General features: G+C 65.0%; 16 protein-coding genes. 13 read left to right on the top strand and 3 right to left on the bottom strand.

The window, feature by feature from the left end; all coding sequences use genetic code 11:
- Nucleotides 1-55 precede the first annotated feature (55 nt).
- From AC1KAR_RS01150 to AC1KAR_RS01120, 7 genes are all read left to right on the top strand, one after another.
- A complete protein-coding gene (locus AC1KAR_RS01150; protein WP_480313888.1) occupies nucleotides 56-1,849 on the top strand; it encodes an acyl-CoA dehydrogenase in 1,794 nt (597 codons plus the stop codon).
- A gap of 84 nt (nucleotides 1,850-1,933) precedes the next feature.
- A complete protein-coding gene (locus tag AC1KAR_RS01145; RefSeq protein WP_480313886.1) occupies nucleotides 1,934-2,893 on the top strand; it encodes an NAD(P)H-dependent flavin oxidoreductase in 960 nt (319 codons plus the stop codon).
- A 559-nt stretch (nucleotides 2,894-3,452) separates the two neighbouring features.
- Nucleotides 3,453-6,311 carry a 2-oxoglutarate dehydrogenase E1 component gene (locus AC1KAR_RS01140; protein ID WP_480313884.1) on the top strand — a complete coding sequence of 953 codons (2,859 nt, stop codon included), beginning with the start codon at nucleotides 3,453-3,455 and terminating at the stop codon, nucleotides 6,309-6,311.
- Between the two features lie 112 nt (nucleotides 6,312-6,423).
- Nucleotides 6,424-7,695 carry a 2-oxoglutarate dehydrogenase complex dihydrolipoyllysine-residue succinyltransferase gene (gene odhB, locus AC1KAR_RS01135; RefSeq protein ID WP_480313882.1) on the top strand — a complete coding sequence of 424 codons (1,272 nt, stop codon included), beginning with the start codon at nucleotides 6,424-6,426 and terminating at the stop codon, nucleotides 7,693-7,695.
- Nucleotides 7,696-7,705: 10 nt separating this feature from the next.
- Nucleotides 7,706-9,133 carry a dihydrolipoyl dehydrogenase gene (gene lpdA / locus AC1KAR_RS01130; protein ID WP_480313880.1) on the top strand — a complete coding sequence of 476 codons (1,428 nt, stop codon included), beginning with the start codon at nucleotides 7,706-7,708 and terminating at the stop codon, nucleotides 9,131-9,133.
- A gap of 1 nt (nucleotide 9,134) precedes the next feature.
- A complete protein-coding gene (gene zapE, locus AC1KAR_RS01125; RefSeq protein WP_480313878.1) occupies nucleotides 9,135-10,244 on the top strand; it encodes a cell division protein ZapE in 1,110 nt (369 codons plus the stop codon).
- On the top strand, nucleotides 10,241-10,843 hold the full coding sequence (locus AC1KAR_RS01120; protein ID WP_480313876.1) for a hypothetical protein: 603 nt from the start codon (nucleotides 10,241-10,243) through the stop codon (nucleotides 10,841-10,843). Before zapE ends, AC1KAR_RS01120 begins: the two co-directional genes overlap by 4 nt.
- 24 nt (nucleotides 10,844-10,867) lie before the next feature.
- On the opposite strand, the gene AC1KAR_RS01115 is transcribed toward AC1KAR_RS01120, so the two are convergent.
- Nucleotides 10,868-11,632 (bottom strand): PP2C family protein-serine/threonine phosphatase, encoded by a 765-nt coding sequence (locus AC1KAR_RS01115; protein WP_480313874.1) that lies wholly within the window; start codon nucleotides 11,630-11,632, stop codon nucleotides 10,868-10,870.
- A 49-nt stretch (nucleotides 11,633-11,681) separates the two neighbouring features.
- Here AC1KAR_RS01115 and AC1KAR_RS01110 point away from each other — a divergent pair, with 49 nt between their 5' ends.
- Nucleotides 11,682-11,885, top strand: coding sequence for a YdcH family protein (locus AC1KAR_RS01110; protein ID WP_480313872.1), 204 nt, complete (start codon nucleotides 11,682-11,684; stop codon nucleotides 11,883-11,885).
- Complete coding sequence (gene yoaA, locus AC1KAR_RS01105; RefSeq protein ID WP_480313870.1) at nucleotides 11,882-13,858, top strand: DNA repair helicase YoaA; 1,977 nt, start codon at nucleotides 11,882-11,884, stop codon at nucleotides 13,856-13,858. The genes AC1KAR_RS01110 and yoaA overlap by 4 nt, the downstream gene beginning before the upstream one ends.
- A gap of 20 nt (nucleotides 13,859-13,878) precedes the next feature.
- Here the strand turns inward: yoaA and AC1KAR_RS01100 are convergent, their stop codons facing one another.
- Nucleotides 13,879-14,652, bottom strand: a complete 774-nt coding sequence (locus AC1KAR_RS01100; RefSeq protein ID WP_480313869.1) for an outer membrane protein assembly factor BamD — start codon at nucleotides 14,650-14,652, stop codon at nucleotides 13,879-13,881.
- A 115-nt stretch (nucleotides 14,653-14,767) separates the two neighbouring features.
- On the opposite strand from AC1KAR_RS01100, the gene AC1KAR_RS01095 reads away from it, so the two are divergent.
- A complete protein-coding gene (locus tag AC1KAR_RS01095; protein WP_480313867.1) occupies nucleotides 14,768-15,739 on the top strand; it encodes an RluA family pseudouridine synthase in 972 nt (323 codons plus the stop codon).
- Nucleotides 15,740-16,002: 263 nt separating this feature from the next.
- On the top strand, nucleotides 16,003-16,893 hold the full coding sequence (scpB, locus tag AC1KAR_RS01090; RefSeq protein ID WP_480313865.1) for an SMC-Scp complex subunit ScpB: 891 nt from the start codon (nucleotides 16,003-16,005) through the stop codon (nucleotides 16,891-16,893).
- A gap of 416 nt (nucleotides 16,894-17,309) precedes the next feature.
- Here scpB and AC1KAR_RS01085 read toward each other — a convergent pair whose 3' ends face one another.
- Entirely contained in the window at nucleotides 17,310-17,624 is a 315-nt protein-coding gene (locus tag AC1KAR_RS01085) for a hypothetical protein (RefSeq protein WP_480313863.1), read from the bottom strand.
- Here AC1KAR_RS01085 and AC1KAR_RS01080 point away from each other — a divergent pair.
- A complete protein-coding gene (locus tag AC1KAR_RS01080; RefSeq protein WP_480313861.1) occupies nucleotides 17,598-18,854 on the top strand; it encodes a pseudouridine synthase in 1,257 nt (418 codons plus the stop codon). The genes AC1KAR_RS01085 and AC1KAR_RS01080 overlap by 27 nt on opposite strands.
- 83 nt (nucleotides 18,855-18,937) lie before the next feature.
- On the top strand, nucleotides 18,938-19,363 hold the full coding sequence (gene ndk, locus AC1KAR_RS01075; RefSeq protein WP_480313859.1) for a nucleoside-diphosphate kinase: 426 nt from the start codon (nucleotides 18,938-18,940) through the stop codon (nucleotides 19,361-19,363).
- Nucleotides 19,364-19,404: the final 41 nt, after the last annotated feature.

The following is a 19,404-nucleotide window of genomic DNA, read 5'->3' as shown; positions in this document are numbered from 1 at the left end:
GTCGGTCATGAGCTGACGGGCTTTCTCGTCTGTGTGAAGTATTGAAGGAGACACCATGAGCTACGTCGCTCCCGTCAAGGACATGCTTTTCTGCATGAAGGAACTCGCTGGCATCGAAGCCGTGGCGCAACTGCCGGGCTTCGAGGAAGCTGGGCTGGAAACGGCGCAGGCGGTGCTGGAAGAGTCGGCCAAGTTCAACCAGGACGTGCTGTCGCCCCTCAACTTCGAGGGTGACAGGAACCCTTCGTACTGGAAAGACGGCAAGGTGTTCACCACACCGGGTTTCAAGGAAGCCTTCCGCCAGTTCGCCGAAGGCGGCTGGCAGGGCCTGCAGCACCCGGCCGACTTCGGCGGCCAGGGCCTGCCCAAGACGATCGGCGCAGCCTGCATCGAGATGATCAACAGCGCCAACATGAGCTTCGCGCTGTGCCCGCTGCTGACCGATGGCGCCATCGAGGCGCTGCTGACCGCCGGCTCCGACGAGCAGAAGGCCATCTACCTGCCCAAGATGATCGAGGGTACCTGGACTGGCACGATGAACCTCACCGAGCCGCAGGCCGGCTCCGACCTGGCCCTGGTGCGCACCCGCGCCGAGCCGCAGCCCGACGGCACCTACAAGATCTTCGGCACCAAGATATTCATCACCTATGGTGAGCACGACATGGCCGAGAACATCGTGCACCTCGTGCTGGCCCGCGTGGCCGGTGCGCCGGAGGGCGTGAAGGGCATCAGTCTCTTCGTGGTGCCGAAGTTCCTGGTCAATGCCGATGGCTCGCTGGGCGAGCGCAATGACGCGCACTGCGTGAGCATCGAGCACAAGCTGGGCATCAAGGCCAGCCCGACGGCCGTGCTGCAGTTCGGCGACCACGGCGGTGCCATCGGCACGCTGGTGGGCCAGGAGAACCGCGGCCTCGAGTACATGTTCATCATGATGAATGCTGCTCGCTACGCCGTGGGAGTGCAGGGCATCGCGATCGCCGAGCGCGCCTACCAAAAGGCCGTGGCCTACGCGAAGGACCGCGTGCAGTCGCGCCCGGTCGATGGCTCCATCAACAAGAGCGCGCCCATCATTCACCACCCCGACGTGAAGCGCATGCTGATGACCATGCGCGCACAAGTCGAAGGCTGCCGCGCGATGGCTCTCACCGCCGCTGCCGCCTATGACGCTGCCCACGCCCACCCGGATGCCGAGGAGCGCAAGCAGAACATGGCCTTCTACGAGTTCATGGTGCCGCTGGTCAAGGGCTACAGCACCGAGATGAGCCTGGAGGTGACGAGCCTCGGCGTACAGGTGCACGGCGGCATGGGCTTCATCGAAGAGACTGGCGCCGCGCAGTACTACCGCGACGCGAAGATCCTGACCATCTACGAAGGCACGACCGCGATTCAGGCCAACGACCTGGTCGGCCGCAAGACGGCGCGCGATGGCGGCCAGACGGCCAAGGGCATCGCCAAGCAGATCGAGGCCACTGAAGCCGAGCTGACCCGGCGCGACAGCGTGGCAGCACACGCCATGGCCAAGCGCCTGAGCGCAGCCCGCGTGGCCTTCGAGGCGGTGGTCGATTTCGTGGCGGGCGGCACGAAGGGCAACCCCAACGCGGTATTCGCGGGGTCGGTGCCTTACCTGATGCTCGCCGGCAACCTGATGGCAGGCTGGCAACTCGCACGAGCGCTGTTGGTGGCAGAGTCGCAACTCAAGGCGGGCGAGGGCGATGCAGCCTTTCTGAAGGCCAAGGTCACGACCGCGCGTTTCTACGCCGACCACATCCTGAGCCGCGTCCCTGGCCAGCGCGACGCCATCATCGAGGGCGCAGAGAGCGTCACGGCGCTCGCGCTCGAAGCCTTCTGATCGTTCTCGTCACGCGCGTGACTGCAAGCGCCGGGCGTCTGCCGCACGCTCGGCCTCACTCAAAAACACATTTCGGAGATCTCCGTGGCCCTGCCTCCCGTTCTGCAGAACCTGCCCTTGCCCATCATCGGTTCGCCGCTCTTCATCATCAGCAACCCCAAGCTCGTGATCGAGCAATGCAAGGCAGGCGTCGTCGGCTCGATGCCGGCTCTGAATGCGCGGCCCGCGGAATTGCTCGACGAATGGCTGGCCGAGATCACCGAGACGCTGGCGGCATACAACAGGGCCAACCCGACCAAGCCCGCGGCACCGTTCGCCATCAACCAGATCGTGCACAAAAGCAATGACCGGTTGGAGCACGACATGGCGCTGTGCGCCAAGTACAAGGTGCCCATCGTGATCACTTCGCTCGGCGCGCGTGAAGACGTCAACCAGGCCGTGCACAACTGGGGCGGTGTGGTGCTGCACGACATCATCAACAACAAGTTCGCCCGCAAGGCGATCGAGAAGGGCGCCGATGGTCTGATCGCCGTGGCAGCCGGTGCCGGCGGCCATGCCGGTGTGAAAAGCCCGTTCGCGCTGATCTCGGAAATTCGCGAGTGGTTCGACGGCCCCGTTGCGTTGAGCGGCTCGATCGCTACCGGCGATGCCGTGCTGGCAGCGCAGGCACTGGGTGCCGACTTTGCCTACATCGGCACGGCCTTCATCGCGACCGAGGAAGCGCGTGCGGTCGACGGCTACAAGGAGGCCATCGTGGCCGGCACCTCGGACGACATCGTCTACTCGAACCTTTTCACCGGCGTCCACGGCAACTACCTGGCGCCCTCGATTCGTGCGGCCGGCCTCGACCCGGACAATCTGGAAGTCAGCGATGCCAGCCAGATGAGCTTCGGCTCCGACCGCGCCAAGCCCAAGGCCTGGAAGGAGATCTGGGGTTCGGGCCAGGGCATCGGCGCGATCAAGAAGGTGGTCCCCACGAGGGAACTGGTGCAGCGCCTCTCAGACGAGTACAACGCCGCGCGGTCTCGCCTGGCCTTGGCCTGACGACGGCCCCCCCTCAGGGTTGCGCTTCGGCCGTGATGTCGCAATCGCATCCCTGGCCCGCGGCGATCATGCGCATCGCCCAGCGGGCGAGCATCGCGGCAAGCCAACGAGGCTTGATGTACCGCTGCGGCTCGCGGATCGCCCCGCACCAGTAGCGACTTGCGGCTCCATCCCACTGAAGTGCCGCACAGGCACCACGCCGCCGGCGGCTCAGCAGCATCCCGATCGGGCACGGCTCGGCCAGGCTGCACACACCACACCCATTGCACGCTGCGCCAAACGCGGGTTTTGGCTGAGCCTGCGCATGGATGAGGATGATTTCGTGCATGTGAACTCGAGATTTGTCCCTGTTCACATTGTGCGAAGTGGCGGATGGTCAGAATCCGCGAAGTGACAGTGGATCCATCCCGGTGTTACAGTCGCGCCCAGACTTTTCAGGTCCTTCCCGTCCCCTTGATGTCAGTCAAGGCGGGTCGCAATCCGCCAGTCGGTTAAGCCGTGTCGCGGAAGGTTTATCAACCCACTACAGCCCCGGAAACCGGTGCGAAAGGTGAGCGAAATGATGCAGGAATACAGGTCCAATTCGTACCTGTTCGGTGGTAATGCGCCCTACGTCGAAGAGATGTACGAGGCCTACCTCGACAACCCGGGCTCCGTGCCCGACAACTGGCGTACGTATTTCGACGCCCTCCAGAACGTCCCGGCGACCGACGGCTCCGAAGCCCGCGACGTTGCGCACGCGCCGGTTGTTGAATCATTCGCTCAACGCGCCAAGGCCAATGCCTTCGCGGTCAAGACCAGCAGCTCCGAGCTGACCGTCGCACGCAAGCAGGTCCACGTGCAGTCGCTGATTGCGGCTTACCGTTCGATCGGCGCCCGCTGGGCCGACCTGGACCCGCTCAAGCGCCAGGAGCGCCCCAAGATCCCGGAACTGGAGCCGGCGTTCTATGACCTGAGCGAGTCCGACATGGACATCACGTTCAGCGCCACGAACACCTACTTCACCACGGCCGAGCAGCAAACGCTGCGCGAGATCCTGCAGGCGCTGCGTGAAACCTACTGCGGCTCCATCGGCGCCGAGTTCATGCACATCACCGAGCCGGTCGAGAAGCGCTGGTGGCAGCAGAAGCTCGAGTCGATCCGTTCCAAGCCCAACTACACCCCCGACGAGAAGAAGAACATTCTCGAGAAGCTGACCGCTGCCGAAGGTTTGGAGCGCTACCTGCACACCAAATACGTCGGCCAGAAGCGCTTCTCGCTCGAAGGTGGCGAGAGCTTCATCGCATCGATGGACGAGGTGGTGCAACGCTCGGGCCTGAAGGGCGTGCAAGAGGTCGTGATCGGCATGGCCCACCGCGGCCGTCTGAACGTGCTCGTCAACACCCTGGGCAAGATGCCCAAGGACCTGTTCGCCGAGTTCGACCACACCGCCCCCGAGAACCTGCCTTCGGGTGACGTGAAGTACCACCAGGGCTTCTCGAGCGACGTGTCGACCGACGGCGGCCCGGTGCACCTGAGCCTGTCGTTCAACCCCTCGCACCTGGAGATCGTGAACCCGGTCGTCGAAGGCTCGGTGAAGGCCCGCCTGGACCGCCGCGGCGACAAGGAAGGCGACACCGTGCTTCCCGTGCTGGTGCACGGCGACGCGGCCTTCGCAGGGCAGGGCGTCGTGATGGAAACGCTGGCGCTGGCGCAGACCCGCGGCTACTACACCGGCGGCACGCTGCACCTCGTTATCAACAACCAGATCGGCTTCACCACCAGCGACCCGCGCGACACCCGTTCCACGCTGTACTGCACCGACGTCGTCAAGATGATCGAAGCGCCCGTGCTGCACGTGAACGGCGACGATCCCGAAGCCGTGGTGCTCTGCACCCAGCTGGCGCTCGACTATCGCCAGGAGTTCAACAAGGACGTGGTCGTCGACATCGTCTGCTTCCGCAAGCTGGGCCACAACGAGCAGGACACCCCCTCGCTCACCCAGCCGCTGATGTACAAGAAGATCGGCCAGCATCCCGGCACGCGCAAGCTCTACGGCGACAAGCTGGTCGCCCAAGGCGTGCTCGCAGCTGATGGCCCGGACAACATGGTCAAGGCCTTCCGCGCCGCCATGGACGCCGGCAAGCACACGGTCGACCCGGTGCTCACCAACTACAAGAGCAAGTACGCGGTCGATTGGTCGCCGTTCCTCAACAAAAAGTGGACCGACTCCGCGGACACCGCGCTGCCCTTGGCCGAGGTCAAGCGGCTGGCTGAGCGCATCACATCGCTGCCGGTCAATTTCAAGCCGCACCCACTCGTCGAGAAGGTGCTGGCCGACCGCGCGGCCATGGGCCGCGGCGAGATCAATGTCGACTGGGGCATGGCCGAGCACTTCGCCTACGCCTCGCTCGTGGCCAGCGGCTACCCGGTGCGGCTGTCGGGTGAAGACTGCGGCCGCGGCACCTTCACCCACCGCCACGCTGTGCTGCACGACCAGAACCGCGAGAAGTGGGACGAGGGCACCTGGACGCCGCTCGAGCACATCGCCGACAACCAGGCTCCGTTCGTCGTCATCGACTCGCTGCTGTCCGAAGAGGCCGTGCTCGGTTTCGAGTACGGCTACGCCTCCGCCGACCCGAACACGCTCGTGATCTGGGAAGCGCAGTTCGGCGACTTCGTCAACGGCGCCCAGGTGGTGATCGACCAGTTCATCGCCTCTGGTGAAGTGAAATGGGGCCGCGCCAATGGCCTCGTGATGATGCTGCCGCACGGCTACGAAGGCCAAGGCCCTGAGCACTCGTCGGCCCGCCTCGAGCGCTTCATGCAGCTGGCCGCCGACAACAACATGCAGGTCGTGCAGCCCACCACGGCGAGCCAGATCTTCCACTTGCTGCGCCGGCAGATGGTGCGCATGTTCCGCAAGCCGCTGGTCATCATGACGCCCAAGTCGCTGCTGCGCGCCAAGGATGCGTCGTCACCGCTGTCCGAGTTCACGAAGGGTGAGTTCCGCACGGTCATCGGGCCGAACCACCCTGAGATCGACCCGCAGAAGGTCAAGCGAGTCATCGCCTGCTCAGGCAAGGTGGCCTACGACCTGATGAAGCGCCGCGACGAGAAGAAGGCCTTCGACACCGTGATCCTTCGTGTGGAACAGCTGTACCCGTTCCCGCACAAGGCATTCGCGGCCGAACTGAAGAAATTCCCGAACGCCACCGAGGTGGTGTGGGCGCAGGACGAGCCGCAGAACCAGGGTGCCTGGTTCTTCGTGCAGCACTACATCCACGAGAACATGCTCGAAGGCCAGAAGCTGGGCTATGCCGGTCGCCCGGCGTCCGCCTCGCCGGCCGTCGGCTACTCGCACCTGCACCAGGAGCAACTGAAGGCGCTGCTCGATCAGGCCTTCGGCAAGCTCAAGGGCTTCGTCCTCAGCAAATAAGGTTCACACAACGGCGGTGGCTGCCCTGCGCCACCGTCGTTCGTGCGCTCGGCCGCGTCAACAAGACGGCCATTCGCGCGGGGTGATGTGAACGAACGAAAGAAGAATTGAAATGGCAATCGTAGAAGTCAAGGTTCCGCAGCTCTCTGAATCCGTGGCCGAAGCCACGCTGCTGCAGTGGAAGAAGAAGCCCGGCGAAGCCGTGGCGATCGATGAGATCCTGATCGAGATCGAGACCGACAAGGTTGTGCTCGAAGTGCCGGCACCGTCTGCCGGCGTGCTCGGCGAGATCGTCAAGGGCGACGGTGCCAGCGTGGTGAGCGATGAAGTCATCGCTCGAATCGACACCGAAGGCAAGGCCAGCGCAGCCGCGCCCGCCGCGGCTGCGGCCGCCGCAGCGCCCGCACCGGCCCCCGCCGCGGCGGCCGCGCCTGCCGCAGGTGGCAGCAAGAGCGACGTGGCCATGCCTGCCGCGGCCAAGCTGATGGCCGACAACAACCTGGCCGCCGGCTCGGTGCCCGGCACGGGCAAGGATGGCCGTGTGACCAAGGGCGACGTGCTCGGCGCGATCGCCGGTGGCGGCGCCAAGCCCGCTGTGGCCGCGCCCGTGAGTGCCCCGGTGAATGCCGCCGTGGCCAAGCCGCTGCCCGCCGTGGCCGCCCCTGTTGCGATGAACCTGGGCGACCGCCCTGAGCAGCGCGTGCCGATGAGCCGGCTGCGCGCCCGCGTGGCCGAGCGCCTCGTGCAGTCGCAGTCGACCAACGCCATCCTGACCACGTTCAACGAAGTGAACATGGCCCCGGTGATGGAGATGCGCAAGAAGTTCCAGGAGAAGTTCGAGAAGGAGCACGGCGTGAAGCTGGGCTTCATGAGCTTCTTCGTGAAGGCCGCCGTGGCTGCGCTCAAGCGCTACCCGGTCGTCAACGCGTCGGTCGATGGCAACGACATCGTCTACCACGGCTACTTCGACATCGGCATTGCGGTGGGTTCGCCGCGCGGCCTGGTGGTGCCCATTCTGCGCAATGCCGACCAGATGACCTTCGCCGACATCGAGAAGAAGATCGCCGAGTTCGGCCAGAAGGCGAAGGACGGCAAGCTCTCGCTAGATGACCTGACCGGCGGCACCTTCTCCATCAGCAATGGCGGCACCTTCGGCTCGATGCTGTCGACGCCGATCATCAACCCGCCGCAGTCGGCCATCCTGGGCGTGCACGCCACCAAGGACCGAGCCGTGGTCGAGAACGGCCAGATCGTCATCCGCCCGATGAACTACTTGGCGATGAGCTACGACCACCGCATCATCGACGGCCGCGAAGCCGTGCTGAGCCTGGTGGCGATGAAGGAAGCGCTGGAAGACCCGGCACGCCTCCTCTTTGACATCTAAGGACCCGAGCATGAGCAAATCATTCGACGTGGTCGTCATCGGCGGCGGCCCTGGTGGCTACATCGCTGCCATCCGCGCCGCGCAACTTGGCTTCAACACCGCCTGCATCGACGAGTGGAAGAACGAGAAGGGCGGCCCCGCACCCGGAGGCACCTGCACGAACGTGGGATGCATCCCCTCGAAGGCGCTGTTGCAGTCGAGCGAGCACTATGAACATGCCGGCAAGCACTTTGCCGAGCACGGCATCGGCCTGAAGGACCTGAGCATCGACGTGTCCAAGATGCTGGCTCGCAAGGACACCGTCGTGAAGCAGAACAACGACGGCATCCTGTACCTCTTCAAGAAGAACAAGGTCACGTTCTTCCATGGCCGAGGCTCATTCGCGAAGGCGGCCGATGGCGCCTACGAGATCAAGGTGGCGGGCTCGGCTGAGGAGACGATCACCGGCAAGCACATCATCTTGGCGACTGGCTCCAGTGCGCGGGCCTTGCCCGGCGCTCCGTTCGACGAAGAAAACATCCTGAGCAACGACGGTGCCTTGCGCATCGCCGGCGTGCCGAAGAAGCTGGGCCTGGTCGGCTCCGGCGTGATTGGCCTGGAGATGGGCTCGGTGTGGCGCCGAGTGGGCGCCGAGGTGACCATCCTCGAAGCGCTCCCGACCTTCCTCGGCGCAGTCGACGAGCAGATTGCCAAGGAGGCGCAGAAGGCCTTCGTCAAGCAGGGCTTGAAGGTCGAGCTGGGCGTGAAGATCAGCGAAGTCAAGTCGGGCAAGAAGGGCGTCACGGTGTCCTATGCCAACGCCAAAGGCGAGGCCCAGACGCTCGAGGTCGACAAGCTCATCGTGTCGATCGGCCGCGTGCCCAACACCACTGGCCTGAACGCCGAAGCCGTCGGCCTGAAGCTCGACGAGCGTGGCGCCATCGTTGTCGACGACGACTGCAAGACCAATGTGCCGAACGTGTGGGCGGTGGGTGACGTGGTGCGGGGGCCGATGCTCGCGCACAAGGCCGAAGAAGAGGGTGTCGCGGTGGCCGAGCGAATCGCCGGCCAGCACGGGCACGTCAACTTCAACACCATCCCATGGGTGATCTACACGTCACCGGAGATCGCGTGGGTCGGCCAGACGGAGCAGCAGCTCAAGGCGTCGGGCCGTGCCTACAAGGCGGGCACCTTCCCGTTCATGGCCAATGGCCGTGCGCGCGCGCTGGGTGACACCACGGGCATGGTCAAGTTCCTGGCCGATGCCAAAACGGACGAGATTCTGGGTGTGCACATCGTCGGCCCCATGGCTTCTGAACTCATCTCTGAAGCCGTCGTCGCGATGGAGTTTAAGGCTTCGGCCGAAGACATCGCCCGCATCTGCCATGCTCACCCGAGCCTGAGCGAAGCCACCAAGGAAGCAGCGCTCGCAGTCGACAAGCGCACGCTGAACTTCTGACGTGGGGAAGGCCGTGGGGGTCAGGGCGCTCTACGAGCAGACCCTCGGGGAGCGGGGCTTCAAGGCCGATCCGGCCCAGCTCCGCGCCATCGATGCGCTTGAGCGCTGCGAGCAGGAGTGGATTGCCTACAAGGCGCGGCGCGGCAACGCGCTGACCAAGCTGATGGTAAGGCCCGAGATTCCCCGGGGCGTCTACATGTACGGTGGGGTGGGGCGGGGCAAGAGCTTTCTGATGGATTGCTTTTTCAATGCCGTCCCGCTGACCCGCAAGACGCGGCTGCATTTCCACGAGTTCATGCGCGAGGTGCACCGCGAGCTGGCCGAACTCAAAGGGACCGTGAACCCGCTGCATGCGCTCGGCAAGCGCATGGCACGGAAGTACCGCCTGATCTGCTTCGATGAGTTTCATGTCGCAGACGTGACCGACGCGATGATCTTGCACCGCTTGCTCGAATCCTTGTTCGAGCATCGCGTGAGCATCGTCACCACCTCCAACTTCAAGCCCGACGAGCTCTATCCCAATGGCTTGCATCGCGATCGCATCCTGCCGGCCATCGAGCTCCTGAAGGAGAAGATGGAGGTCATCAACGTCGACAACGGCACGGACTACCGCGGCCGGACGATGGAGCAGCTCGCCCTCTACCACTCGCCATTGGGTGAGGCGGCCGATGCAGCCATGACGGAGGCCTTCGGCAGGCTTGCAGAGAGCAAGGACGAACCGCCCGTGCTGCACATCGAGCACCGCGAATTGCACGCTCGCCGCAAGGCTGGCGGCGTGGTCTGGTTCGACTTCAAGCAACTCTGCGGCGGACCTCGATCGCAGAACGACTATCTGGAGCTGGCCTCGCAGTTCCATACCGTTCTGCTGTCGGATGTGCCGCAGATGTCACCCCGCCTGGCCTCCGAGGCGCGGCGGTTCACCTGGCTGGTCGACGTTCTTTACGATCGCCGCGTGAAACTCATCATGTCGGCCGAAGTCCAACCTGAGATGTTGTACACGGACGGCCCCCTTGCCCACGAGTTCCCGCGCACGGTGTCTCGCCTCAAGGAGATGCAGTCCGCCGAGTTCCTCGCATTGGCCCGGCGCGACGTCGATACCTCCATCACATGAAGGGCGGGCTGGTTTCGATGCTGTTGTTGGGGTGTGCGCTGGCGCATGCTGCTGACCATGAGGCGGAACGGGCACAGATCAAGCAGGATCGTGACGCGCTCGAACTGCGCTATTCGCAACAACAAGACGCGTGCCGCAAGCAGTTCGTGGTGACTTCGTGTCTTGAGAAGGCACGCGCCGATCGCGCGAGCCAGCTCAGGCCCTTGCGCGAGCGCGAAGCACGGGTCGATGACGCCGAACGCCGCGAGCGCGCAAAGGCCCGCGACGAGCGTCTGGCCGAGAAGGCCAGCGCGGCGGCTGACCGAGATCAGGAAGCTCGCCAGGCGGGCGCCGAGCGAGCCGCTGAAGCCCCGAAAGTGAGCAGCGAATCCAAGGGTTCCAAGACACCCAAGGCGCCAAAGGCAACGGCGAAGCAGCCGAAGAAGGACACAGTGTCTGCCGCCGAGCGCAACGCCGAAGAATCACGCAAGCGCGAGGCCTATGAAGCTCGCCAGCGTGAGATCGAAGCGCACCGCGAAGAGATTGAGAAGCGAAACGCGGGTCGAGGTGACAAGCCGCCCCAACCCTTGCCGGTCCCGGCCAATACGAGCAAGTTCTGACGGGCGGGCCGAAGTCGGCGCCGATCAGCTCAGCGCGTCGATCCGGATCAGTGCGAGCGAGAGGTTGTCGCCGGCACCGCGCGCACGCTGGCGCGCCTTGCTCACGAGCATCTCGCTGGCCTCGCGCGGCGGCAGGGTGTGCACGATCGCGCCGAGCTCCTTGGGCGTGAAGTAGTGCCACAGGCCGTCGGAGCACGCGAGCATCGTGTCGCCCACTTCCAGGCGATCGATGTGGTGCAGGGTGAGAGGTGGGTCTTGCAGCGTGCCGAGGCAACCAGTCAGCAAGTTGGACTGCGGGTGCGTGTTGGCCTCGTCTTCGGTGATCTGGCCTTCGTCGACAAGCCGCTGCACGAACGAATGATCGATGGTCCGCTTGACCATGTCGGGCCCGCGAAAGTGATAGACGCGCGAGTCGCCGGCGTGGATCAGATCGCATTCCCGTGAGGGGCTGATGAGGAAGGCCGTGACCGTGCTGTGCGGCTCTTCTTCGGCGGTAATTGCCGTGAGCTTGATCATCAGGTGGGCTTCGAGCACCAGTTGCTTGAGCAGCTCCGACGGGTCGTCCTGATTGGGGCTGTAGCGCTCGAAGAGCTGCTTGGCCGTGAGGATCACCTGGTCGGCCGCCTTGCGCCCGCCGCTCTTGCCACCCATGCCGTCTGCCAGCACGGCCAGGGCGCACCCGGGCACACGGTGGTGGGGGAGGATATCGACCTGGTCTTGCTGGTAGGCGCGGTCACCGCGGTGGATGCCAGTGGCGGCTGACAGGCGATAGCCAGGGGGGGTGCTCATGGGCGAAAACTATAATCGCTTTGCCCTTTTCGCTCGCATTCGCGCTTTCATGGATGACAACCTGCATTCGCCACAGCGCCGATTGATCGAGCTTCGCATGGAGCACGCCGATCTCGATGCACTCATTGATCAAGCTGCCGACGATCGACCGCTCGATGATCTGGTGCTGCGCCGCTTGAAGAAGCGACGGCTCGTCCTGCGTGATCAGATCGCCAGGCTCGAGATCCAACTCGACCCCCCGGAACCCGCATGAGCCCATTGCGTGAGGATGTGGCGCAAGCTTTTGCGCCGGGCGGGCCGCTGTCGCAAGCCGACGAGCGCTACGTCGAGCGTGAGGTGCAGCAGCGCATGGCGCATGATGTGGCCACGGCCATCGACGACCGCCGAGTTCTGGTCGCCGAGGCGGGAACGGGTGTCGGCAAAACCTTTGCGTACCTCGTGCCAACGCTGCTGTCGGGCAAGCGAGCGCTCGTGAGTACGGCGACGAAAAGCCTGCAAGACCAGCTCTTTCTGCGTGATCTACCGCGCCTGCGTGACGCCCTGCAACTGCCCGTGACGCTGGCGCTGCTGAAGGGGCGGGCAAGCTATCTCTGCACGCACCGCATGACCATCGCGCGCGAGTCGGCCCAGTTGCCCGACCGATGGGCTGTGCGAACGCTCGCCAAGATCGAAGCCTGGGCGCAGGTGACTCGCAGTGGCGATCTGGCCGAACTCGAAGGCCTGGACGAACGGTCCAGCGTGATCCCGCTGGTCACGTCCACGCGAGAGAACTGTTTGGGCAGCGAATGCCCGGAGTACCGGCAGTGCCACGTCATGAAGGCGCGTCGCGAGGCCATGGCGGCAGACGTTGTGGTCGTCAACCACCACCTGTTCTTCGCCGACATGGCCTTGCGCGACAGCGGTGTGGCCGAACTGCTGCCGAGCGTGGAGGTGGCGGTCTTCGACGAGGCCCATCAGCTCGCCGAGGCCGGTGTGCAGTTTCTAGGCACCACGCTCGGCACCGGCCAGGTGATCGACTTCGCGCGTGACATGCTGGCGGCCGGCTTGCAACATGCGCGCGGCCTCGTGCCGTGGCAGGAGCTGGCCAGCGCGTGCGACGTGGCCGCGCGGGAGCTGCGCCTGGCCGCAGCCGGACCCATGCGGGAAGTTCGCGGCACGCTCAAGCTGCGGTGGGAGGATCGAGCAGGGCGCGCGGATTTTGGCGCAGCGCTCGACGCTATTGCCAACGCCTGTACGGCTGCGGGTGCGGGGCTGGAGACGGTAGACGAAGCCGCTCCCGATTTCACCAAGCTCGCCGAGCGCGCAACCGTGCTTGCCCGGCAGGCACGTCTGTTTGCCGGGGGCGTGACGCCCGGGCGGGTTCGCTGGATCGACCTGTCGGCGCATCAGGCACGGCTCGTCGAGTCACCCCTCGACATCCGCGAGGCGCTGCGAGAGCAGATCGGGGCGGCGCCCAAGGCATGGATCTTCACGTCGGCAACTCTGGGCGACGATGATCGGCTGAGTTGGTTCACCGAATCCGCAGGTCTCGATGACGCCACCACCTTGCGCGTGGGGAGCCCGTTCGACTACCCCGCCCACGCGCGGCTGTACATCCCCAGCGGCTTCCCCAAGCCCAACGAGCCTGGCCACCCTGTGGCCGTTGCCGAGCTTGCGGCTCGCTGTGCGCGATCGCTCGGTGGCCGCACGTTCGTGTTGACGACAACACTGCGAGCCTTGCAGGCGATCGGGGAGCGCTTGCGCGAGGAGTTCGAAGCGCAAGGCGACTCGATCCAGGTGCTGCTGCAAGGCAGTGCCCCCAAGCGGCAACTGCTGCAGCAGTTTCTGAATCAACCGCGATCGGTGCTCGTCGGCTCCCAGAGCTTTTGGGAAGGCATCGACGTGCCCGGTGACGCGCTTCAATGCGTGCTGATTGACAAGCTTCCGTTCCCGCCACCGAATGATCCGCTGGTCGAGGCGCGGGTCAAACGACTGGAGAGCGAAGGCCGCAATCCGTTTGCCGACTACTTCGTGGCCGAAGCGGCCGTGTCGCTCAAGCAGGGCGCGGGGCGCTTGATTCGCAGCGAGACGGATCGAGGCTTGCTCGTGATCTGCGATCCCCGCATGGCGGGCATGAACTATGGTCGCCGCTTGCGCGAGGCCTTGCCGCCCATGACGCGCCTTGCCTCCGAGGCCGAAGCCATCGCCTGGCTCGACACCCTGGGCGCGGCGGCGCTGCCGTTCTGATCGGTCGCGGTCGGCCGGGGTTACTTCGTGGTCGTCGCTTCGGCCGCAGGGGCAGGCACCGAAGCCAGGAAGCTGCTGTTGGGGAAGTTCTGGCGCAGCACGCGGGCCGAGTCGTCGCGAAGCTGCGTGAGGCCGAGGCGGTCGTAGCCTTGCACCATGATCGACAGCGCCTCTTCGGCGGCCGGCGTCTGCTGGAAGTCCTGAAGCACCTGCTTGGCGCGGTTGACAGCTGCGAGATACGCGCCGCGCCGGATGTAGTAGCGCGCCACGTGCACTTCGTACGACGCTAGGGAGTTCACGATGTACCGCATGCGGATGAGCGCATCGGGCGTGTACTTGGAGTTCGGGAATTGTTCGCTCAGTTGCTTGAACGACTGGTAGGAGTCGCGCGACGCCTGCTGGTCACGCTCGGTCAGATCCTGGTTCGCGAGGTTGCCAAACAAGCCGAGGTTGTCGTTGAAGTTGATGATGCCCTTCAGGTACAGCGCGTAGTCCATCGCCGGGCTGGTGGGCTGCAGCTTGATGAAGCGGTCGACGATCGCCAGAGCCTGTGCCTTTTCGCCGGTGCGGTAGTTGATGTAGGCGCGCTCAAGCTGAGCCTGTTGCGAGAGCAAGGTGCCGGCGGCGCGCCCTTCGAGGCGCTCGTAGAGCTTCAGCGCGCGCTCGTAGCTACCGGCGGCGGCCTCGTCTCGCGCCTCTGCATACAATTTCTCGACGCTCATCCCGGCGGTTTCGTCCTTGGGGATGGAATCGCAGGCGCCGAGCGACATCGCCAAAGCGGCCAAAGCAGCCATGCCCCAAAGGCGACCTACCGAGCGGTTCCGATTCATGCGCGACATCGCACCGCGGGAGCGATGCTTTCAGTGAGACAAAGAGAGCGAAGATTATATGGTTCACCCCCCCGCGCCCATGGACGAGACCCTGCTCGCAGAGCCAGAAGTCGACGATGCACCCGAGCGCCGCAGTGCCATGGTGAGCAGCGAGCTGCACGGCCAGCGACTCGACAAGGTCATCGTCACGATGGCCGGCGAGTTTTCGCGCAGCCACTTGCAAGGCCTGATCGAGGATGGCAGGGTGCTCGTCGATGGCGCGGTGTCCAGTTCGCCGTCGCGCAAGGTTCGCGCCGGGCAGGCGATCGAGGTCGAGCTCGTGCCGACGCCCGAGAGCCGAGCGTTTCGCGCGGAGCCCATGGCCCTGCCGATCGTGTTCGAGGATGAACACGTCCTCATTGTCAACAAGCCTTCGGGCCTGGTGGTACATCCGGCCGCTGGAAATTGGTCGGGCACGCTGCTGAACGGATTGCTGGCGCACCACCCAGGCGCGGCAAGTTTGCCGCGCGCTGGCATTGTTCACCGCCTCGACAAGGACACCTCCGGGCTGATGGTCGTGGGCAAGACGCTGCCGGCCGTGACGGCGCTGGTGCGCGCGATCTCAGTGCGCGAGGTGCATCGGGAGTACCAGGCCCTCGTCCACGGCCGGCTCAAGGAGGATTCTTTCCTCATTGACGCACCGCTGGCCCGTGATCCGCAGTCGCGCGTCCGGATGGCCATCGTCGCCGGTGGCAAGCCTGCGCAAACGGATGTGTTCAAGGTGGCTGCTGCCGAATGGAACGACAGCTGGGTGAGCGCCGTGCGGTGCAAGCTGCACACGGGGCGAACGCATCAGATCCGCGTGCATCTCGCTTCTCGCGGTCATCCGTTGATCAGCGACGCCATGTATGGCGGCCGTCCAGCGCTCGGGTTGACGCGGCAGGCACTGCACGCCGCGCGCCTGGGTCTGGTTCATCCAGACACTGGGCGCGAGTTGTGGTTCGACGCCACGCTGCCGGCCGACATGGCCCTCGCCTGGCAACAGGTGGATACCAGGCATGGCGTGGCTTGAGCAGGTTCGATACAATGCGCTCCAACCCTTCCGTGACGCGCGAGCGTTCTCGCCACCCAAACTGGCCGCCCACGGAAGCGACCGCGCCGATAGCGGCGCGACGAGCGGTTCGTCGCGATGGTCGCACGAGCCTTGAGGTCACCCACTGAGCAGCCTGTCATGGACCCGCCGCATTCGGCCTGTCCGCGCAAAAGCTGCTGTGAAAGAGCCCGTTCCCCAGATCCCCTTCTGGCCTGTCCTGACCGAGGATACAGACGACGCCCATGAACACACAGGATGCGAAGCGCGTCCTAGAGACCGCGCTCATCTGCGCGCAGCAGCCCCTGCCTTTACGGGACATGCGCACACTTTTCGACGACGAACTCGGCGCGGACAGCCTGCGGGCGCTGCTCGACGAGTTGATGCGCGACTGGGAGGGCCGAGGTGTCGAGCTCGTGGCCTTGTCGACGGGCTGGCGCTTTCAAAGCCGGCCCGAGATGCGCGACTATCTCGATCGCCTCAACCCGGAAAAGCCGCCCAAGTACTCGCGTGCGGTGATGGAAACGCTGGCAATCATTGCCTATCGTCAGCCGGTCACCCGTGGCGATGTCGAAGACATCCGAGGCGTGACGGTCAACAGCCAGATCATCAAGCAGCTCGAGGATCGCGGTTGGATCGAAGCGATCGGCTACCGCGAGGCCCCCGGGCGCCCCGCGCTGTTTGCCACGACCAAGGGGTTTCTCGACGATCTCGGCCTGGCCAGCCTGGAGCAGTTGCCCATGCTCGAAGGCGGCTCCCAGGGCATCGCCACCCTGGCCGACGCGATGCCGGACCAAGCGTCGCTCATTGAAGAGTCAACGCAAGGTGCGCTGTTGCTGGACGACGAGGCGGGACTCGCGGCGCCGGTGGAAGACGTCGCGGATTCGGGCGCTGATCCCGTGGAAGTAGTCGCTGCCTTGGCTGGCCCGACTGAGATGCCCGAAGCTCTGCCCGCTGACGACGATGCACCGCCAGAGCCGCCCGAGGAAGCCTCTGCGGCAGGGGCACAGGCCGCCGACGTCAACAGCGGCTCCGAAGACACAACGAACACCAATTCGGCGGAATCCGACCGCCAAGAACTCTCCTCTCACCCCGAGTCTGCGGCTGGTGCCGCGCCGATGGATCCCCAAGCATGAATTTCCCCGAAGACGACACCCCGGCCGCAGCGCCGGGCGCCACAGCAGACGCGACGACCGCGGAGGCCAAGCCTGCGCGTCGCCGTCGCGCACCAAAGGCCGACGCTTCGGCAGGCGCTCCGGGTGAGGGCGAAGGGAATGCGAGTTCGCCAGCCGACGAGCCCGCGTCAGAGGCCCCTGCGAAGCCGGCCCGCAAACGTCGCGCTGCGCCGAAGGCAGAAGGCGAACCCAGCCAAGAGTCGCCGACGACGCCCGCAGCAATGGATTCCCCGGCTGCGGCGGCCCAGGCAAGTCTGCCTGGCGACGCCAGTGGCGCTGCTGAGCATTCCGCGAGCGATCGTGGCGATGAGGGTGGTGGTCCTGGTGAGGGGGGCGGCGGGGACGAGGCAGGTGGTGCATCTTCCGACCGGCCTCGCTCAAGGAATCGCCGCCGAGGCCGCAAGGATCGGCAGCGCGGTGAAGAGCGCGAAGCGAGCGCTGAAGGTGCCGTTGCGCAGGATCAGGCGTCGGCGGCCCAGGTGGGCGAGGTGTTCGCCCAGGTTCTGGCGGGCGACTTCGACGTGGAACCTCCCGCTGTCGAGGAAGAACTGGCCGAGGTAGCAGAAGAAGGCGCGGGCGAGTACAAGCGCGTGCTGTCCGCCGAGCCGGATGCTCCCAAGCTGCACAAGGTATTGGCCCAGTCTGGCATCGGCTCGCGCCGAGACATGGAGCAGTTGATCGAAGACGGCCACGTGACCGTCAACGACGAGCCCGCGCACGTGGGGCAACGTATCTCCTTCGGCGACCAGATCAAGGTCAATGGCAAGCCGGTTCGGGTGCGCATCGTGCCTCCGCCTCCTCGGATCATTGCGTACCACAAGCCGGTGGGCGAAGTGGTCACGCTCGACGATCCGGAGAACCGCCCCACTGTATTCCGCAGGTTGCCCCGATTGCAGCAGGGCAAATGGCAATCGGTCGGCCGCCTCGACTTGAATACCGAAGGGCTGCTTCTCTTCACGACATCGGGTGAACTCGCCAACCAACTCATGCACCCCCGCTTCGGTGTGGAGCGCGAATACGCTGTTCGTGTGCTGGGCACCCTGAGCGCAGAAAGCAAGCAGGAGCTGCTGAACGGCGTCAACATCGAAGGCCAGTCGGCCAGCTTCAAGTCCATCGAAGATGGTGGTGGCGAAGGCGCCAACCACTGGTACCGCGTGGTGATCACGGAGGGTCGCAACCGCGAAGTCCGCAAGTTGTTCGATGCTGTCGGCCTGACCGTGAGCCGCTTGATCCGCATTCGCTACGGCACGGTGGTGCTTCCTCGTGGTCTGAAGCGTGGCGTATGGGTCGATCTCGACGAGAACGACGTGCGCACCATTCGCCGGCTTGCCGGTGGCGGGGGCAATGCCGGTGGGGCAGGCGCCCAACGCCAACAAGGCAACAACCGTGGCAATGAGCGAAGCGGCGACCGCAATAACCGCGGCAACCAGCAGCGCAATGATCGCGGTGGGCGCAACGACAGGGGCCAGCAGCGCGGCCCGCAGGGTCAGCAACGGCAGGGCAACCAGATGCCGGCACAGGCCCGTGACTCTGGCTTCGCCGATGTCGAGCGGGACGACGAAGACCTCGACTTCGATCCAAGCAAGATTCCGAATCCGCTGGAGCAGACCTTTGACAAGCGTTTCGTGCAGGGCAAGGCGCGCGGGCCGGTAGGTGGTGCGGGCTTTGGTCGTGGCGGCGGTGGGTTCGGCGCTGGCGGCAGTGGCCCGGTGCGCTCGCAGCAACAGGGCGGCAACAAGAAGGGCGGGCCGCGCGAGCCTGATCCGCTGCAAACCTCGGTGGGGTACATCGGAGCGGATGCTTTCCGCAACAAGGGCAATCGCGGCGGCCGCGGTGGCAACCGTGGTGGTGGGGGCGGCGGCGGCGGTGGTGGTTTTGGGGGCGGTGGTGGCGGCGGTGGCGGTGGCCGTCGCGGGCGCTGATTGTTCGGGTTGACACGAAGGAACTCGGGTTCAAGCGTTAGAATCCAAGGCTTTGCCAAGTGCTTGATTCAGGAGAAAAAATCATGGCGATCGAACGTACTCTTTCCATCATCAAACCCGACGCGGTCGCAAAGAATGTGATCGGCCAGATTTACGCCCGCTTCGAAGGCGCTGGTCTGAAGGTCGTTGCTTCGCGCATGGCTTATCTGTCGCGCCGTGAAGCCGAAGAGTTCTACGCTGTGCACAAGGCACGTCCCTTCTTCAAGGATCTGGTCGACTTCATGGTGTCTGGCCCCGTGATGATCCAGGTGCTCGAAGGCGAGGGCGCTATCGCCAAGAACCGCGACCTGATGGGCGCGACCGATCCCAAGAAGGCCGAGAAGGGCACCATCCGCGCCGACTTCGCCGACAGCATCGACGCCAACGCCGTGCACGGCTCGGATGCTCCCGAGACTGCCGCTGTCGAAGTGGCGTTCTTCTTCCCCGGCATGAATGTCTTCAGCCGCTGAGGCCTGAAGAATCGGGCAACGCCTTGCGCCTCGCTGAGGCT

The organism is Piscinibacter sp. PDB1-1 (assembly GCF_056675995.1).
Note: the sequence above shows the minus strand (reverse complement) of the source record. Positions and strands in the feature narration are given on the sequence as shown.

What these genes read in the sequence shown, in the direction of transcription:
- AC1KAR_RS01140 (WP_480313884.1), top strand. Translation starts at nt 3,453, where the DNA reads ATGATGCAGGAATACAGGTCCAATTCGTACCTGTTCGGTGGTAATGCG.
- AC1KAR_RS01100 (WP_480313869.1), bottom strand. Translation starts at nt 14,652, where the DNA reads ATGGCTGCTTTGGCCGCTTTGGCGATGTCGCTCGGCGCCTGCGATTCC.
- odhB (WP_480313882.1), top strand. Translation starts at nt 6,424, where the DNA reads ATGGCAATCGTAGAAGTCAAGGTTCCGCAGCTCTCTGAATCCGTGGCC.
- scpB (WP_480313865.1), top strand. Translation starts at nt 16,003, where the DNA reads ATGAACACACAGGATGCGAAGCGCGTCCTAGAGACCGCGCTCATCTGC.
- AC1KAR_RS01150 (WP_480313888.1), top strand. Translation starts at nt 56, where the DNA reads ATGAGCTACGTCGCTCCCGTCAAGGACATGCTTTTCTGCATGAAGGAA.
- AC1KAR_RS01080 (WP_480313861.1), top strand. Translation starts at nt 17,598, where the DNA reads ATGGAGCAGTTGATCGAAGACGGCCACGTGACCGTCAACGACGAGCCC.
- lpdA (WP_480313880.1), top strand. Translation starts at nt 7,706, where the DNA reads ATGAGCAAATCATTCGACGTGGTCGTCATCGGCGGCGGCCCTGGTGGC.
- yoaA (WP_480313870.1), top strand. Translation starts at nt 11,882, where the DNA reads ATGAGCCCATTGCGTGAGGATGTGGCGCAAGCTTTTGCGCCGGGCGGG.
- AC1KAR_RS01115 (WP_480313874.1), bottom strand. Translation starts at nt 11,632, where the DNA reads ATGAGCACCCCCCCTGGCTATCGCCTGTCAGCCGCCACTGGCATCCAC.
- AC1KAR_RS01110 (WP_480313872.1), top strand. Translation starts at nt 11,682, where the DNA reads ATGGATGACAACCTGCATTCGCCACAGCGCCGATTGATCGAGCTTCGC.
- AC1KAR_RS01120 (WP_480313876.1), top strand. Translation starts at nt 10,241, where the DNA reads ATGAAGGGCGGGCTGGTTTCGATGCTGTTGTTGGGGTGTGCGCTGGCG.
- ndk (WP_480313859.1), top strand. Translation starts at nt 18,938, where the DNA reads ATGGCGATCGAACGTACTCTTTCCATCATCAAACCCGACGCGGTCGCA.
- AC1KAR_RS01095 (WP_480313867.1), top strand. Translation starts at nt 14,768, where the DNA reads ATGGACGAGACCCTGCTCGCAGAGCCAGAAGTCGACGATGCACCCGAG.